This window comes from Sphingomonas sp., from assembly GCF_035758555.1.
Classification (GTDB): domain Bacteria; phylum Pseudomonadota; class Alphaproteobacteria; order Sphingomonadales; family Sphingomonadaceae; genus Sphingomonas_B.
In genome coordinates this window covers 1-16,953 of sequence record NZ_DASTXI010000179.1, presented here as the reverse complement: position 1 = coordinate 16,953, position 16,953 = coordinate 1, and the positions used below count along the sequence as shown (strand labels likewise).

The following is a 16,953-nucleotide window of genomic DNA, read 5'->3' as shown; positions in this document are numbered from 1 at the left end:
TCACAGTTAGGCACTGCCACGTGAGGCGGCAACGATGATGAAGGGGGCATCATGAGGATCAACGGAAAGACCGCGCTCGTCACCGGCGGCACCGACGGCATCGGGCTCGAAGTCGCGAAGCAGCTAAAGGAACGCGGCGCCATCGTTGCGGTGTGCGGGCGCGATGCCGGGCGGCTGGCCTCGGCGCGCGATGCCGGCTTCCAGGCGATCGAGGCGGACCTCTCCACAAAAGCCGGATGCGACAGGCTGATCGAGGAATTGAGCGGCGTCCCGCTCGATATCCTCGTCAACAATGCCGGGATGGGCGGACCGTCGGACCTGCTCGGCGATTTTGATCTGGACAGGACCGACCGCGCGATTTTCCTGAACCTGAATGCGCCGATGCACCTGATTGCAGCATTCCTGCCGGCGCTGCGCGAGCGGCCGGAAGCGGCGATCGTCAACGTGACCTCCGGCCTGGCGCTGGCGCCGCGCGCCGGCGGACCGGTCTATTGCGCGACCAAGGCGGGGCTGCGCAGCTTCACCCAGGTGCTGCGCCATCAGCTGAGGAACACGCGGATCACAGTCACCGAAGCGCTGCCGCCTGTGGTCGAGACCCGGATGACCGAGCAGAACCCGCACAGGAAAATGCCCGCGCCCGACTGCGCCGCCGCGATCATCAAGGCCATCGAGACCGGGCAGGCGGAAGCGAATATCGGCGCGACGAAGCTGCTCCGCGCGGTCAGCGAAATCTCTCCCGCCCTCGCCCGGCGGATCATGATCCGGTACTGAAATTCGGCTCGGTTCGGAAGAGGCGCTGAGATAATCCTGTCCTACACGTCCCCCGCACGGTTACGAATCCGGCTCTGCCGAATCGCGGACGCAACGGCTCTTTGACCCTGTGCAGACCTGATCGAACGGAGCTTCGGGCGAAGCCGGGAATTTTCCTGAATCCATGTGCATGTCATCGATGTCGTTCGTATCGTCGATGTCGTCCATGTTGGCGGGCGCTCGCCCCCTCCCTATCTTCGTTACGAACCCAGGCAGGAGGATTTCGGCAATGGCCGGCGGCTGGGCGCCTGACGGCGCGGTGCAGGATCAGATCGACGATACGGTGAAGGACGCCGTGCTCGGCGCCCGCGCGCGGATGCCGGCGGGCGAAGGCAGCGAATATTGCGAGGATTGCGGCGAGCGGATTCCGGAGCGCCGGCGCCTTGCGCTGCCGGGGACCCGAACCTGCGTCTCGTGTCAGACGGCGCGCGACGCCGTCATCGTGCGCGGCGGCATCAACCGGCGCGGCAGCAAGGACAGCCAGCTGCGCTGAACCGATCTCCGACGGCCTCCCCGGCACGCGGTTCCGAGGAGCCCGAAACCTCCGATCATCAGCAGCCATGCCTCGGGCTCCGGAACGGGGCTGACCAAATGGATGCTGCTGTGAAAGCCGTCGAGCGCGGCGGGCTCCATCCGCAAGCCGATGCTGATCTCAAGCGGGTAATTGTCGAGCGCCGCATTTCCGGACCAGGCGAAGCTGCCTTCGATGCCGTTCGACAATCCCACCAGGGTCAGCGTCTGCCCGGCGGCCTGAAGCGTGCAGTTCGCGTTCGCATGAACGCCGCAGCCATAGCGGACGCCGCCATTCAGGTTGAAGAAGACGAGAGCCGACTGAAAGTTGTCGCGTTGCGAGGTGAACGTAAAGTCGTAGAGCGCGCTGGTTCTGCCGAACGGCCGCTCGGTCAACAGATGGACGTAGCTGGTCGGCTGTGCAGCAGACGCACCACTCCCGACGCTGGCGACAGCGATCGCAAATGGCACGACAAGCCCGCGCATTGAACCACCCCCCGATGTTTCGGTGCGTCCGGATGTTGGTCGCCTTGTCCCGGCGACTCGAAAACTCCGCAGGCAGAATGAGCGAATCAGCGCAAATAGTAAAGCAAGCGGAAACCATGCCATGCCCCGTCATGGGACACGGTATAGTTAACGATCTCGATTGCTTTAGTCTTTCAAATACTTCGAATAACGTCGGGAAAGTTCTCTGCTTCTGCTTGCAGATGCACAGAACCAAAGTTGCGGTTCCAACGGCTTACCGGTGCGTCACCGCGCGATTGACCGGCCGGCCCGCTGCCGATCCTGCGCCCGCGGTCAGCCGCTGTTGCGGAGCGCGGTGGCGATGGCGTTGATCGACAGCTGAATCCCCTCCGCAATCCGCGGATCGGCCTCGCCCGCGCGGTGCCGCTTCAGCAGCTCGATCTGCAGCAGGTTGAGCGGTTCGATATAGGGCAGGCGCAGCCGGATCGAGATGTCCAGCCCCGGCGTCTTCTCAAGCAGCCGGCTTTGGCCGGTGACGTCGAGCAGCGCGTCGCGCGTGCGGTGCCAGCCGTCGCGTATGCGCCCGAAGATCGCCGCCCCGGCTTCGCGGTCCTCGACCAGCTCCGCATAGCGCGCGGCAATGCCCATGTCGGACTTGGCGAGCACCATCTCCAGATTGGCCAGGGTCGGCGCGAAGAATGGCCAGGCCGCGGCCATCTCGCGCAGCAGCGCCTTGTCGCTAAAGCCCGCGAGCGCATGGCCCACGCCATACCAGCCGGGCAGCATCACCCGCGCCTGCGACCAGCTGAACACCCAGGGAATCGCGCGCAGATCCTCGATCGCATCGGACTTGGTGCGGCTGGCCGGCCGCGATCCGATCTTCAGCGTCGCGATTTCGGCGATCGGCGTCATCTGGCGGAAGAAGCTGCGGAAGCCATCCGTGTCATAGACCAGCGCGCGATAGGCCTTGAAGGCGCTTTGCGACAGGTCGGCCATTGCCTGTTCGAACCGCGCCTTGTCGCTGCCGGACAGCGACGCCGGCTCGAGGCTCGCAAGCAATGTCGCGGCCGCGATCGCCTCAAGATTGGTCGCAGCGCTTTCCGGGGTGCCGTATTTGGCGGCAATCACTTCGCCCTGCTCGGTGATGCGGATCCGGCCCTGAACGGTGCCGGTCGGCTGGCCGCGGATCGCCGCGAACGAGGAACCGCCGCCGCGGCCGACTGCGCCGCCACGGCCGTGGAACAGCTGCATTGCCACGCCCGCCTCGGCAAAGACGTCGCGGAGCGCCTCGCTGCCCCGATAGAGCGACCAGACCGAGGTCAAGTAGCCGCCGTCCTTGTTGCTGTCGGAATAGCCGAGCATCACTTCCTGCCGGCCGCGCTCGCGCGCCCAATCGGCCACGCCGGGCAGGCCGAACCAGTCGCGCATGATGAACGGCGCCGCCTCCAGATCGGCGATCGTCTCGAACAGCGGCACCGCCATGATGGCCGGCGCCTTGCCCGGCGCGAACAGCCCGGCTTCCTTCAGCAGGATGTTGATTTCGAGCAGGTCGGACACCGACTTGCACATCGACACGATATAGGCGCGGATCGATGCCGGTCCGTAGCGGCGGTGCGCCTCGGCCGCGGCGCGGACGATCTCCAGCTCGCTCTTCGTCTCGTCCGAATAATCGGCGAAAGGCGTCGACAGCAGCCGCGTCGAGTGAAGCTCGCGCAGCAGCAGCGCAACGCGTCCTGGTTCGTCGAGCCCGGCGTAATCCGCTTCGACGCCGGCGCGTGCCAGCAACTCGCCGACCACGCGCTCATGCACCGCGCTGTTCTGGCGAAGGTCGAGCGTCGCCATGTGGAAGCCGAACGTCTCGACTGCGCGGATCAGCCGGCCGAGCGGCCCCGGCCCCGCCAGCGGTCCGCCGGCGCCGCCGATCGAGCGGCCGAGCACGCGCAGGTCGGCGGCAAGCGCTTCCGGCGTCTGGTAGGGATCGGCGGCGATATGGGTCGGCCGCGGCGGTGGGTGGCCCGCCAACGCTTCGAAAGTCGCGCTCAGCCTTGCATAGATGCCTGAAATCGCGCGGCGATAGGGCTCGTCGATCCGGGCGGCGGCTTCGTCGTGGCTCGCCTCCGCCAGCGCGATCACGGCCGGCTCGACATCGGCCAGCGTCGAGGACACCGACAGCTCCGCCCCGAGCGCATGGAGCCGGTCGAGATAATGCGCGATCGCCGTCTCCGCCCCGCGCGACAACGCCAACCGCAACGAATCGGCTGTGACGAACGGGTTGCCGTCGCGGTCGCCGCCGATCCAGGACCCGGGCCGCACGAAGCTCGGCGGCCGGAAACCGAGCGACCGCTCCCAGCGCGCATAGAGCGAGGGCAGCACCGGCAGGAACACGTCCTGGAAATAGGTGCGCGCGGTCTCGACTTCGTCGGCGACATAGAGCCGTTCGCGCCGCAGCGGCCGCGTCTGCCACAGCAAGGCGATCTGCCGCTCGATCGCAAGCTCGACCGGCTCGCCTTCGGGGGTTTCCTCGGCTCCGGCATCGCGCAGATGTATCAGCTCAGCAATTCGGTTGCGGTGGTCGATCACGCTCTTGCGCCGCACCTCGGTCGGGTGCGCCGTCAGCACCGGCGCGATCAGCGCGTCCTGCAGCAGCGCCGCGATCGCTTCCTCGCTGATGCCGTCGTCGCGCAGCCTGGCTGCGGCGTCGGCAATGGCGGCTCCCGGCTCCGCAGCGACGCCCTGCCGGTCCTCCGCCAGGTTGGCGAGCATCGAGAACAGCATGAACCCGCGCACGAAAGCGAGCGTGTCGTCGAGGCTGAGCGCATCGAGCCCGGGATCGATCGAGGCCGCGTCGGCCAGCCCCCGCGCCCGGTCGACCGATGCGGAGCGGATATATTCGGTCCGCCGGTAAAGCGCGTCGCCGCCATAGTGGCGGATAACGTTGCCCAGCAGCTTGCCGAGGAAACGGATGTCGGGATTCTGCGAAATCGGTTGGGCTTCGGCCATGACACTCTCGCTTGTTCCGCGACGACGCATAGCCGCGTTGCGTCCGCTCGCGAACCATTTCGCGTCCGCCGTGTTTAATCTGCGTTCAGGAATCGGGAGCACGCCATGGAAACGCAGCATCAGGCAGGCGACGGTACGCCGCGGGCAAGGCGGTCGTTGCTGCTCGCGATTCTGGCGGCGATCGTGGCGCTGCTGGGGCTGGCGACCGGGATCGGCGGCGCCTGGCTCGCGGTGCTGGGCGGCAGCCTCTATTATCTGATCGCCGGGATCGTGCTGATCGCGTGCGCCGTGCTGCTGTGGCAGCGGCGGCCCGCCGCGCTGTGGCTCTACGCCTTGCTGCTGGTCGGCACGATGGTCTGGGCGCTGGCCGAAGTCGGCCTCGACTTCTGGCAGCTCGCGCCGCGCGGCGACCTGCTGGTGATCCTTGCGGTCGTCCTGATACTTCCCTGGGTGGTTCGCAGGCTGGCGGCGAATACGCGATGGCCGGGACCGGCCTGGCCGCTGGTCGGCGCGGTCGGGCTGGCGGCGCTTGTCGCGCTGGTCGCCGCGTTCGGGAACCCGCACGACCTGGAAGGCACGCTGCCGGGCCCACGGGCGACGCTGGCGGCGAGCCTATACGGCAATGTCCCGCAGCAGGACTGGACCGCCTATGGCCGCTCGTGGCGCGGCAATCGCTGGTCGCCGGTCAATCAGATCACGCCGGACAATGTCGGCAAGCTCCAGAAGGCCTGGGAATTCCACACCGGCGACCTGAAGCGGGAGGGCGACCCGGACGAGTTCACCTACGAGGTGACGCCGATCAAGGTCGGCGGCCTCGTCTATCTCTGTTCGCCGCACAACATCGTGTTCGCGCTGGATGCAGAAACGGGCAAGCAGGTCTGGCGCTTCGACCCGCACATCACCGCCAGCAAGGAGATGCAGCACCTGACGTGCCGCGGCGTCTCCTATCATTCGGCAGCGATGCCCGGCGCCTCGCGCGCGGCCGATGGCGAGTGCCCGGAGCGCATCCTGATGGGCACCAACGACGCGCGGCTGATCGCGCTCGACGCAAAGACCGGACAGCTCTGCCGCAGCTTTGGCGACAACGGACAGGTGAACCTGTGGCCCGGCGCGCCCGACTGGCAGCGCGGTTGGTGGCAGGTGACCTCTCCGCCGGTGATCGCGGGCAATCTCGCGATCCTGGGCGGCGCCGTCTACGACAACAAATCGACGTTCATGCCATCGGGCGTGATCCGTGCCTATGACGTGGCGACGGGCAAGCCGGTGTGGAGCTTCGATCCCGGCAATCCGAACGATACTTCGCCGCAGCCGCCGGGCACCGGCCGCTTCGTGCCGTCGACGCCGAACAGCTGGACGATCTCCGCCGCCGACGAGGCGCTGGGCCTCGTCTATGTGCCGACCGGCATGGCGGCGATCGACCAATGGGGCGGCCGCCGCTCGCCGGAAACGGAGCGCTTCTCCTCGGCGATCATCGCGCTCGATATCGCGACGGGCAAGCCGCGCTGGGTGTACCAGACCGTGCATCACGACCTCTGGGACATGGACGTGCCCGCGCAGCCGGCGCTGGTCGATCTGGAGCTGCCGGGCCGCGGCCGGGTGCCGGCGCTGGTGCAATCGACCAAGACCGGCAACATCTTCGTGCTCGACCGCCGCACCGGCCAGCCGGTGTTCCCGGTGCAGGAGCGGCCGGTGCCGGGCGATCCGGCGCCAGGCGACCGGCTGTCCCCGACCCAGCCTTTCTCCAGCGTCAGCTTCATGCCGACCGGGCGAGTCAGGGAAGCGGACATGTGGGGCGCGACGATGCTGGACCAGCTCGCCTGCCGCATCACGTTCAAAGGCTTGCGCTACGAAGGCCCGTATACGCCGCCGTCGCGGCAGGGTTCGCTGGTGTTTCCCGGCAATTTCGGCGTAATGGACTGGGGCGGCATGGCGATCGACCCGATCCGGATGGTTGCCTTTGCCCATCCCAATTACATGGCGTTCGTCGACCGGCTGATTCCGCAGGATTCGACCGTGGCGCCGGAACGCAAAGGGCAGACCGGGCCGGCAAGCGGTTCCGACATGAAGGGGTCGGACATCAAGGGTTTCAACCCGAATTATGGCGCACCCTTCGCAGTCGCGCTCAACCCGTTCCTGTCGCTGATCGGCCTGCCCTGCCAGGCGCCGCCATGGGGCTATGTCGCCGGGCTGGACCTCGTCTCCGGCAAGGTCATCTGGCAGCACCGCAACGGCACGATCCGCGACCAGAGCCCGATCCCGGTGCCGTTCAAGCTGGGCGTGCCGTCGCTGGGCGGACCGATGGTGACGGCCGGCGGCGTCGCGTTCATGGGCTCGGCGCTCGATTATTATCTGCGCGCCTACGACACCGCGACCGGGAAGGTGCTGTGGAAGGCGCGGCTGCCCGCCGGCGGCCAGGCGACGCCGATGAGCTATTGGTCCGCAGCGAGCGGACGGCAGTTCGTCGTCATCGCCGCCGGCGGCCACGGCACACTCGGCACCAAGGCGGGCGACGTGATCGTCGCCTACGCGCTCCCGAAGGGCAGCTGAACGCAATTGGACAGACGCGGCGCGCGTGATACGCGAAGCTGATGCAGCGCAGCCGCCGCGATCTGATCCCGTTGCTGGTTTTCCTGCTGGGACTTGCGGCGTCGCTGGCGGCAGCGGCTGTCGTTTCGCACGCGGAAAGCGCGCGCCGGGCCGCCCGGTTCGAGGTGCTTGCCGACAATGCGGTGGCCGCGATCCGCGCTCGCATGCTTTCCCAGCTCACGCTGCTTCGCGCGACCGCAGGCTTCTTCAAAGCGTCGGACCAGGTCCGGCCCGACGAATTCCGCAACTTCGTCGAGCGGCTGCGGCTGAGCGGCTATTATGCCGGCGTGCTCGGCATGGGCTATGCCGAATATCTGCCGGACCGCGCCAGCGTCGCCGCCTATGAGCGCGACGCCAGGTCCGAGGAGTTTCCCGACTTTCATGTCTGGCCGGAAGGCGCCCGCAACGGATATTCCGCGATCCGTTTTCTCGAGCCGCTCGACCGGCGCAACCGCGCCGCGATCGGCTACGACATGCTCAGCGAGCCGACCCGTCGGGCGGCCATGAACGCGGCGCTCTCCTCCGACGAGGCGCGCGTCAGCGGCCGGGTGCGGCTGGTGCAGGAGATCGACCCGGTCAAGCAGCCGGGCTTCCTGATCTATCTGGCGCTGTTCGACGGCACCGGCGCCGCGCGCAAGCTGCGCGGCTGGGTCTACAGCCCGTTGCGCGCCTATGATCTGTTCGACGCGACCTTCGCCGGCAGCGATCTTTCGCAGCTGACGGTCGAAATCTTCGATCACGAGCCGGTCGAGCAGCAACTCCTCTACCGCTCAGCCCCAGTACCGCCCCATCCTTCGGTGCAGCGCATACGGCGCTTCGACACCGGTGGGCGCACCTGGGTCGTGCGGCTGAGCTCGACGCCCAAGTTCGACGATGCCCAGAGTTTCCAGCTGACGGCGCTCGTTGCCGGCGCCGGCACGCTGATCAGCGTGCTGATCGCGATCCTGATGTTCCAGCAACGGCGGGCAACAGCACGTACCGAACAGGAGGTCGCGCTGAGGACCGCCGAGCTTCGCGACGCCAACGGCCGACTGATCGACGAAGGAAACGCCCGCGCAGAAGCGGAAGCGCAGGTCCGGCAGATGCAGAAGATGGAGGCGATCGGCCAGCTGACCGGCGGGATCGCTCACGACTTCAACAACATGCTGGCGATCATCCTCGGCAATCTCGATCTCGCCGAGCGGCGGCTGGAAGAGCCGGACCGGGTGCGGCGCGCGATCGGCCATGCCCGCGAAGGGGCGATGCGCGCGGCACAGCTGACCCAGCGCCTGCTCGCCTTCGGCCGGCGCCAGGCGCTCGCGCCGCGGGTCGTGGATGCCAACGCGCTGATCCTGGGCATGGCTGAGCTGATGCGCCGCGCGCTGGGCAAGGAGGTTCGGCTGGAAACCGTGCTGGCCGACGACCTGTGGCGCTGCTTCGTCGACGCGGTGCAGCTGGAGAGCGCAATCCTCAATCTCGCGATCAACGCCCGGGATGCGATGCCCGACGGCGGCGCGGTGACGATCGCCACGGCCAACATGCGCCGCAGCACCGGCGCGCAGAGCGAAAGCGGCCAGAGCAGCGACTTCGTCTCGATCAGCGTGCGTGATACCGGGTGCGGCATGTCGGAAGATGTCGCCGCACGCGCGTTCGAGCCGTTCTTCACGACCAAGGATGTCGGCCGCGGCACCGGCCTGGGGCTGAGCCAGGTCTACGGCTTCGTCAGCCAGTCGGGCGGGACGCTGGAGCTTACGTCGGCGCCCGAGCGCGGCACGACCGTCGTAATCCTGCTGCCCCGCGAGCGCCGGAACCAGGCCGCCGCGCATGAGGCGATCGAGAAGGACGCGCGCGTGCCGGCCGGGCGCTCCGACGAGACCATCCTGGTCGTCGAGGACGAAGACCAGGTGCGCCGGATCGCGGTCGAGACGCTCCGCGAACTCGGCTACACCATTTTGGAAGCGGCAGGGGGCGAGCAAGCGCTGGCATTGCTGGACCAGCATCCTGAGGTCACGCTGCTGTTCACCGACCTGGTCATGCCCGGCATGAACGGGCGGCGCGTCGCTGCGCTGGCGCGGGAACGCCGACCCGAGCTGCCGGTCCTCTACGCAACCGGCTATGCGCCGGAGGAGATATTGGGCGCGGACGAAAACGACGGCGATATCGAAACGCTGCGCAAGCCCTTCGAAACGGCCGATCTCGCCCGCGCGATCCGGCGGACGCTGGACGCCTGAACGTCAACCCGCCGCCGCGGCTTTCCGGCGCCCGCCCCGGCCCGTCACGCGTCCCTCGCGTCGCGCGGGCACGGGTGCTGCCGCCGCCTGAAGCTGCTCGCTCTTCTTTTCCTCGTGCATGCCGAGCAGCGACTGCATCAGCTCCTCGTCCGCGCTCGACATGACCGCCAGCACTTCGGCCTCGTCGCAGCCTTCGGCGGCCAGATAGGCGTGGCCCATGCTGGAATCGATGTAGATCGACTGCCCCTCCTCCAGCGTCACGGTGTCGTAGAATTCCGTGGCGACGATGATGCGGCCTTTCAGCACATAGACGAATTCCTCGCCGGCGTGGCGGACGAGCTCTCCGAATTGCTCGGTGGTCTTGGCGCGGATCTTGGAGATCACCGGGATCATCCGCTTCCGCCTGAGCTCCGTGCAGAGATAGTAATAGTCGTAGTTCGGCGTCTCGACGCGCACCGATCGCGCCATATCGCCGAGGCTGCGGCGTGCGGTGACCGGCTGCGACGCGTCGTCGCCGGTCTCCGCGAACAGCTCCGACATGCGCATGCCGAGCCGCTGGCTCAGCTGATAGAGCTTGTCGTAGGTCAGCGTCAGCCGGTCGTGCTCGACCTTGGACAGGGTCGAGACCGGGATGCCGCTCTCTTCGCTCATCTGCTTGAGCGTCCAGTTGTTGCGGCTCCTGAGCGCGCGCAGCAGCGCGCCTAAGGTCGGGACGGGCGATGCCACGAAACGACTTCTCCTGATTATTGACCAATTTTCTGATTGGGATAAGAAGTCCCGATCAGAACATATTTCGGCCGATACTACCGACAGGCCGGGGCGGGAGCAATCCCATGGGGAGAGCGGGAGCAAAATCATGAGGACGATCAAGTCGATAGCAGTCGGCGTGCTGGCCCTGGCGGCGAGCGTCGCGATCGCGCAGCAGGCCCCGAAACTGGCGCCGACTCTCGCTCCCACCGAGTCGGCGGAGTTTGCGCCCGCACCGCCGGTGACGCCGCCGCCGCAGCCCGGCGGCCATGCGCTGACCAAGGCGGACGTCGACACCTGGCTCGACGGCTACATGCCCTATGCGCTCCATTCGGGCGATATTCCGGGCGCCGTCGTGACGATCGTCAAGGACGGGCAGATCCTGACCGCGCGGGGGTTCGGCTATGCCGATGTGGAAAAGCGGACGCCCGTCGATCCTGCAAAGACGCTGTTCCGTCCGGGTTCAGTCTCCAAGCTGGTCACCTGGACCGCAGTGATGCAGCAGGTGGAAGCCGGCAAGCTCGACCTAGACCGTGACGTCAACACGTATCTCGATTTCAAGATTCCGCTGCGCAAGGGGCAGCCGGCGACGCTGCGCCAGATCATGACCCACACGGCGGGCTTCGAGGAGCACGCCAAGGACATCATCTTCTACGATGCGGACCATCTGAAGTCGCTGGAAGACTATCTGAAGTCCTCGTCTCCGGAGCGGATCTACGATGCCGGCACCACCCCCGCCTATTCGAACTGGGCAACGGCGCTGGCGGGCTATATCGTCCAGCGCGTCTCGGGAGAGCCGTTCGACGATTATGTCGAGCGTCACATCTTCGCGCCGCTGGGGATGACCGACTCCACCTTCCGCCAGCCGCTGCCCGCGCGCCTGAAGCCGCAGATGGCGACGGGCTACTCCAAGCCCGGCAAGGCGGACAAATTCGAAATCGTCGGGCCGGCCCCGGCCGGGTCGCTGTCTTCGCCCGGCATCGACATGGCGAAGTTCATGATCGCCCACCTGCAGGGCGGTGAGCTGAACGGGAACCGCATCCTGTCGCCGCAGACGGCGGCGGCGATGCACAACAGCCCGCTCGACAAGGTGAACCCCTATTCGCTGATCCCGCCGCTGAACCGGATGGAGCTCGGCTTCTTCGAAACCAACATCAACGGCCATGAAGTGGTCGGCCATCTGGGCGACACCTCGGCGTTCCACACCTCGCTGCACCTGTTCATCGACGACGGCGTGGGCCTGTACGTGTCGTTCAACAGCCCGGGCAAGCAGGGTGCCGTCGGCGCACTGCGCGGCGCGCTGTTCCAGGATTTCGCCGACCGCTATTTCCCGTCGACCGTCAAGGACGGACAGGTCGACAAGAAGACGGCCGCCGAGCACGCCCGGATGATGGCGGGCCTCTGGGAAAACAGCCGCCGGTCTGAATCGAGCTTCCTGAAGGCGATCGGCCTGTTCGGGCAGACCAAGGTGACGGTCGGCCCCAAGGGCGAGCTGGTCGTCCCCGACTTGAAAGGCCTGAACGGCCGCGTGCGCGAATGGGTCGAGATCGCCCCGTTCGTCTGGCGCGAAAAGGGGGGGCATGAGCGGCTGGCGGCCAAGGTAGTCGACGGCAAGGTCGTGCGCTGGAGCTTCGACATGGTGTCGCCGTTCATGGTCTTCGACCCCGTGCCGGCGAGTCAGTCCTCCAGCTGGATCCTGCCGGCGCTGTACCTCAGCATCGCCGTGCTGCTGCTGACCTTCCTCTACTGGCCGGTCGCATGGGTGATCCGCCGCCGCTACAAGGCGCCGATCGGCGTCAGCGGCCGCGCGCTCCAGGCTTATCGGGCGACGCGGATCATGGCCGGGCTCGACCTCGTCGTGCTGGTCGGCTGGATGATCGTGGTCTCTCTGCTGTTCAGCAGCCTCGAGAACCTCGCCGGCGCGTTCGACGTATGGCTGTGGCTGCTGCAGATCGCTGGCGCCATCATCTTCGTCGGCGCGGTGCTGATCAGCGGCTGGAACCTGTGGCTGACCTGGCGCGACGGGCGGCGCTGGACGCGCAAGCTGTGGAGCGCACTTGTCTTCCTCTCCACGCTGCTGGTGCTCTACGTCGCCATCGTCTTCAAGCTGATCGCGATGACTGTGAGCTACTGATGCTGTCGCTGGACGTACGGACGGAGACGCTGCGGCTGGCGGCTCCGTTCCGCATCTCGGGCTATGTATTCGAGACGTCGGACGTGGTGGTCGTCACGCTGAGCGACGGCCGGCATGTCGGGCGCGGCGAAGCGTCCGGCGTCTATTACACCGGCGACGATGTGCCGGCGATGGTCGCAGCGCTGGAGGCGGCACGGCCGGCGATCGAGGCCGGGCCGGGCCGGCAGGAGCTGCGCGGCCTGCTGCCGCCCGGCGGCGCGCGCAACGCGGTCGATTGCGCGCTATGGGAGCTGGAGGCCGCCCGCGCCGGCGTGCCGGTCTGGCAGCTCGCCGGGCTGCAGCCGCCACGGCCGCTGCGCACGACCTTCACGCTGGGCGCGGCCAGCCCGGCGGAGATGGCGGCGGGGGCGCGCCGCTATGCCGAGGCGCGCTCGATCAAGATCAAGCTGACCGGCGAACTCGATCTCGACATCGAGCGGGTGCGCGCGATCCGCGCCGCCCGGCCGGACGCATGCCTGGGCGTCGACGGCAACCAGGGGTTTGCGATCGGCCAGCTCGACGCGCTGGTCGCGGCGATGCAGGAGGCGGGCGTATCGCTGATCGAGCAGCCGATCGCGCGCGGGCGCGAGGCGGACCTGCAGGGCTATCGCTCCCCGATCCCGATCGCGGGCGACGAAAGCATATTGTCGCTGGCCGACGTACCGGGCGCGGCGGGCCGATTCGACGTGATCAACATCAAGCTCGATAAATGCGGCGGCCTGACCGAAGGGCTGATGATGGCCGAGGAAGCGCGGCGGCTGGGGCTGGGCGTGATGGTCGGCAACATGGTCGGCACCAGCATGGCGATGGCGCCTGCGTTCGTGCTCGGCCAGGTCTGCGACCTGGTCGATCTCGACGGCCCGACCTTCCTGACCCGAGACCGCACGCCCGGCGTCGACTATCGCGACGGCGATATCTGGGCCGGTCCGGACGTCTGGGGCAGCGCGCCGGCGACGGTGGCGTGAACGGCCAACGCGCCTGGTTCGGGCAGCCTCCCGGTCTCACCATCCTGTTCCTCACCAATATGTGGGAGCAATTCTCCTATTTCGGGATGCGGGCGCTGCTGGTCTATTACATGACCAAGCAGCTGATGATCGGCCAGGGCAGCTCCTCGGTCATCTACGGTGCCTACACCGCCTGCGCCTATTTCACGCCGATCGTCGGCGGCGTGATCGCCGACCGGCTGCTCGGCAAGCGCCGCGCGATCATCACCGGCGGCAGCATCATGGCCGCCGGCCATTTCATGATGACGTTCGAGCCGCTCTTCTACCCGGCGCTGGCGACGATCGCGATCGGCAACGGCCTGTTCCTGCCCAGCCTGCCCAGCCAGATCGACGACCTGTACGAGCCCGGCGATCCGCGCATCGGCTGGGCGTACAATGTCTATTACGTCGGCGTGAACATCGGCGGGTTCCTGGCGCCGCTGATCTGCGGGACGCTGGGGGAGCTCTACGGCTGGCATTACGGCTTCGGCGCGGCCGGGATCGGCATGGTGCTGGGCCTGCTGATCTATATCGGCGGGCAGCGGCACCTTCCGGCGCAGGAGCGGCGGGCCGCGGCGGCGGAGACGGCCGGGAGGTTCGAGCGGCAAACGGTGCTGGTGCTGGCGGGCATCGCCTTGTCAGTCACCGTGTTCCGCGGCGCCTATGAGCAGGTCGGCAACACCGTTGCGCTCTGGGCGGACGCGGGCGTCGACCGGGCCGCCGGTGCCCTCACGATCCCGATGACCTGGTTCCAGTCGCTGAACCCGCTGCTGGTGATGCTGATGACGCCGCCGCTGCTGCGCTACTGGCGGCAGCGGTCGGAGGACGGGCGCCACGAAGCGCCGGCGCGAAAAATGGCGACGGGCGCGCTGATCGTAGGCGGCGCCTATCTGCTGCTTGCACTCGTCGCGCTGCTGGCGGACGGGCGCGCGGCCTGGGCCTGGCTGGTGCTGTTCTTTGCGGTCTTTACCTTCGGCGAGCTGTTCATCCTGCCGACCGGCCTCGGCCTCTTCGCACGGCTCGCGCCCGCTGGCCTCGGCGCGACCACGGTCGCGGCCTGGTACATTACGATCTTCAGCGGCAGCCTGACCGCCGGACTGGTCGGCACGCTGTGGAGCCGGATGGGGCACGGTGCCTATTTCGCGCTGCTGGCGGGAATAGCGGCCGTCGCGGCGCTGCTGCTGCGCACGCTAGACCGGCCGCTCTCGCAACTGCTGGCGGCGCAGGAAACGGGGAGGACGGAATGACGGGTGTCGATCGACGATCGCTATTGGGCGCGGCGATTGCGGGGTCAGCGGCGCTTGCGGCACCGCGTGCCGTGGCCAAGCCGGCGACCGACCCGCGCGCGGGCTATTCTGCGCGGGCGCGGCGGATTGTCGAGCAGACGCTGGTGATCGATATGCTCGCTCCACCCCGGCTCGACCTGTCGGAGACCGGCTGGACGCGCCCGCTGAGTGACAAGGAGCGCGCGGATTTCCGCACCTCGGGCATCACCGGCATGCACAATGCGATCGGCATCGGCGGGCCGGATGCGCGCGTCGACGCACTGACCTTCCTCGCCGCCCAGCAGGGATTCGCCGGGCGCAATGCCGACATCTTCTCGCTGATCGGATCGGTCGCCGACCTCGACCGCGCCAAGGCCGAGCGGAAGATCGGCATGATCATGGGCTTGCAGAATGCCGAGCAGTTCGAGACCGCGAAGGATGTGCCGCTGTTCTACGGCCTCGGTCTCCGTTGCGCGCAGCTGACCTACAACTCGCAGAACCGGATCGGCTCCGGCTGCACCGACCGGGTCGATGGCGGCGTCAGCGACTACGGCGCGGAAATCGTCGCCGAGATGAACAAGACCGGCATGCTGGTCGACGTCTCGCATTCGGGCGACCGGACGACGCTCGACGCGATTGCGCTATCGAAGGGCCCGATCGCGATCACCCATGCCAATTGCCGCACCCTCTCCCGCCATCCGCGCGGCAAGACCGACGAGGCGATCGTCGCGCTCGCGAAGAAGGGCGGCGTCATGGGCATCAGCGGCGTGCGCCAGTTCGTCAAGGATCGCGATCCGACGACAGTGGCGGACATTGTCGACCATATCGAATATGTCGTGAAGCTGACCAGCGTCGAGCATGTCGGCATCGGATCGGATGCCGACCTGAACGGCTATGACGACATGGCGCCCGACCAGTACCAGGCGCTGAAGGCGGCATACAAATCCAGCTATGCCTTTCGCGACCGGATCGACATCGAGGGGTTCGACCATCCCCGCAAGATATACGACCTGACCGAGGAGCTGATCAGGCGCGGCTGGAGCGATCCGAACATCGCGCTGGTGCTGGGCGGCAACTTCCGGCGGCTGCTGGGCGCCACCTGGAAGTAGATTTCCGTTTGAGGCACGGCGCATGGCGACCTATCGAGGGACGCGGAAGCCGGGGGCGGCCTCCCTAGAACAGAGAGGATGAATCGTTAGCCATGAGAACATTCGCGTCGCTCGCCTGCCTGACCGCGCTGCTTGCCGTTTCGACGCCGGCTGCGGCGCAGGATTATTCGGCGCGGGTCGCGCGCATCCTGAAGACGACGCCGCTGATCGACGGCCATAACGACTGGCCCGAAGTGCTGCGCGAACGGGAGGGTGATGCGCGCTGGACGATGGACCTGACGCACGGGCTCGACAAGCGGCCAGAGCCCTACAATACCGACATTGCGCGGCTTCGCCAGGGCATGGTCGGCGGGCAATTCTGGTCGGTCTATGTCTCGGCCGATCTGCCGGGCCTGGAGCAGGTCAAGGAGACGCTGGAGCAGATCGATCTGGTCCACGACATCGTCGCGCGCTACCCCAAAGACTTCGCGCTTGCCCGCACCGCCGACGACGTGCGGCGCATCCACCGCGCCGGCAAGATCGCCGCGATGATCGGCGTCGAAGGCGGAGGCCAGATCGACAAGAGCCTGTCGGTGCTGCGCGCCTATCACGCGCTCGGCGCCGGTTATCTGACGCTCACCCATTCGCGCACGATCGAATGGGCGGATTCCGCGACCGACGATCCCAAGCATGACGGTCTCACCCCGTTCGGCGAGGAAGTGGTGCATGAGCTGAACCGGCTCGGCATGCTGGTCGATCTGAGCCATGTCAGCGAAGCGACGATGCGCGACGCGCTCCGCGTATCGAAGGCGCCGGTGATCTTCTCCCATTCGAGCGCCCGCGCGCTCGACGATCACCCGCGCGACGTCTCCGACGACGTGCTGAAGCTGGTCGCGAAGAACGGCGGCGTGGTGACGGTCAACTATGCGCTGCCCTATGTGTCCGATGCCTATCGCCACTGGTCGGCGGACCGTGCGGCGGAGAAGACGCGGCTGAACGCGCCGCCCTTCGGCGGGCTCTATATCGGCCAGCCGGAGAAAGCCGCCGCCGCACTCGCCGAATGGGACAAGGCGCACCCTGCTCCGACCGTCACCCTGTCCGACGTCGCCGACCATA

12 protein-coding genes are annotated in these 16,953 nt (G+C 67.3%); 9 read left to right on the top strand and 3 right to left on the bottom strand.

All coding sequences use genetic code 11. The features are described from left to right. Positions 1-51: 51 nt before the first annotated feature. Both VFT73_RS10460 and VFT73_RS10455 read left to right on the top strand, forming a co-directional pair. Entirely contained in the window at positions 52-771 is a 720-nt protein-coding gene (locus VFT73_RS10460; RefSeq protein ID WP_326410710.1) for an SDR family oxidoreductase, read from the top strand. Between the two features lie 268 nt (positions 772-1,039). Continuing rightward, positions 1,040-1,303 (top strand): DksA/TraR family C4-type zinc finger protein, encoded by a 264-nt coding sequence (locus VFT73_RS10455; RefSeq protein ID WP_326410708.1) that lies wholly within the window; start codon positions 1,040-1,042, stop codon positions 1,301-1,303. On the opposite strand, the gene VFT73_RS10450 is transcribed toward VFT73_RS10455, so the two are convergent. Together VFT73_RS10450 and ppc are read right to left on the bottom strand one after the other, a co-directional pair. Beyond that, positions 1,228-1,806: a PEPxxWA-CTERM sorting domain-containing protein gene (locus VFT73_RS10450; RefSeq protein ID WP_326410706.1), complete on the bottom strand. Its 579-nt coding sequence runs from the start codon at positions 1,804-1,806 to the stop codon at positions 1,228-1,230. The genes VFT73_RS10455 and VFT73_RS10450 overlap by 76 nt on opposite strands. 312 nt (positions 1,807-2,118) lie before the next feature. After that, positions 2,119-4,785, bottom strand: coding sequence for a phosphoenolpyruvate carboxylase (ppc, locus tag VFT73_RS10445; protein WP_326410704.1), 2,667 nt, complete (start codon positions 4,783-4,785; stop codon positions 2,119-2,121). 105 nt (positions 4,786-4,890) lie between these two features. On the opposite strand from ppc, the gene VFT73_RS10440 reads away from it, so the two are divergent. Both VFT73_RS10440 and VFT73_RS10435 read left to right on the top strand, forming a co-directional pair. Beyond that, complete coding sequence (locus VFT73_RS10440) at positions 4,891-7,332, top strand: membrane-bound PQQ-dependent dehydrogenase, glucose/quinate/shikimate family (protein ID WP_326410702.1); 2,442 nt, start codon at positions 4,891-4,893, stop codon at positions 7,330-7,332. Between the two features lie 41 nt (positions 7,333-7,373). After that, the gene (locus VFT73_RS10435; protein WP_326410700.1) at positions 7,374-9,581 is read left to right on the top strand and encodes a CHASE domain-containing protein; all 2,208 of its coding nucleotides are present in this window, start codon (positions 7,374-7,376) and stop codon (positions 9,579-9,581) included. Positions 9,582-9,584: 3 nt separating this feature from the next. On the opposite strand, the gene VFT73_RS10430 is transcribed toward VFT73_RS10435, so the two are convergent. After that, positions 9,585-10,307, bottom strand: coding sequence for an XRE family transcriptional regulator (locus tag VFT73_RS10430; RefSeq protein WP_326410698.1), 723 nt, complete (start codon positions 10,305-10,307; stop codon positions 9,585-9,587). A 130-nt stretch (positions 10,308-10,437) separates the two neighbouring features. On the opposite strand from VFT73_RS10430, the gene VFT73_RS10425 reads away from it, so the two are divergent. From VFT73_RS10425 to VFT73_RS10405, 5 genes are all read left to right on the top strand, one after another. Continuing rightward, positions 10,438-12,462, top strand: a complete 2,025-nt coding sequence (locus VFT73_RS10425; protein WP_326410696.1) for a serine hydrolase domain-containing protein — start codon at positions 10,438-10,440, stop codon at positions 12,460-12,462. After that, positions 12,462-13,466, top strand: coding sequence for a dipeptide epimerase (locus VFT73_RS10420; RefSeq protein WP_326410694.1), 1,005 nt, complete (start codon positions 12,462-12,464; stop codon positions 13,464-13,466). Before VFT73_RS10425 ends, VFT73_RS10420 begins: the two co-directional genes overlap by 1 nt. Continuing rightward, on the top strand, positions 13,463-14,731 hold the full coding sequence (locus VFT73_RS10415) for a peptide MFS transporter (protein ID WP_326410692.1): 1,269 nt from the start codon (positions 13,463-13,465) through the stop codon (positions 14,729-14,731). The genes VFT73_RS10420 and VFT73_RS10415 overlap by 4 nt, the downstream gene beginning before the upstream one ends. Continuing rightward, positions 14,728-15,858 (top strand): dipeptidase, encoded by a 1,131-nt coding sequence (locus VFT73_RS10410; RefSeq protein ID WP_326410690.1) that lies wholly within the window; start codon positions 14,728-14,730, stop codon positions 15,856-15,858. Before VFT73_RS10415 ends, VFT73_RS10410 begins: the two co-directional genes overlap by 4 nt. A 92-nt stretch (positions 15,859-15,950) precedes the next feature. Then, on the top strand, positions 15,951-16,953 hold a 1,003-nt coding region (locus VFT73_RS10405), incomplete at its 3' end, for a dipeptidase (RefSeq protein WP_326410688.1).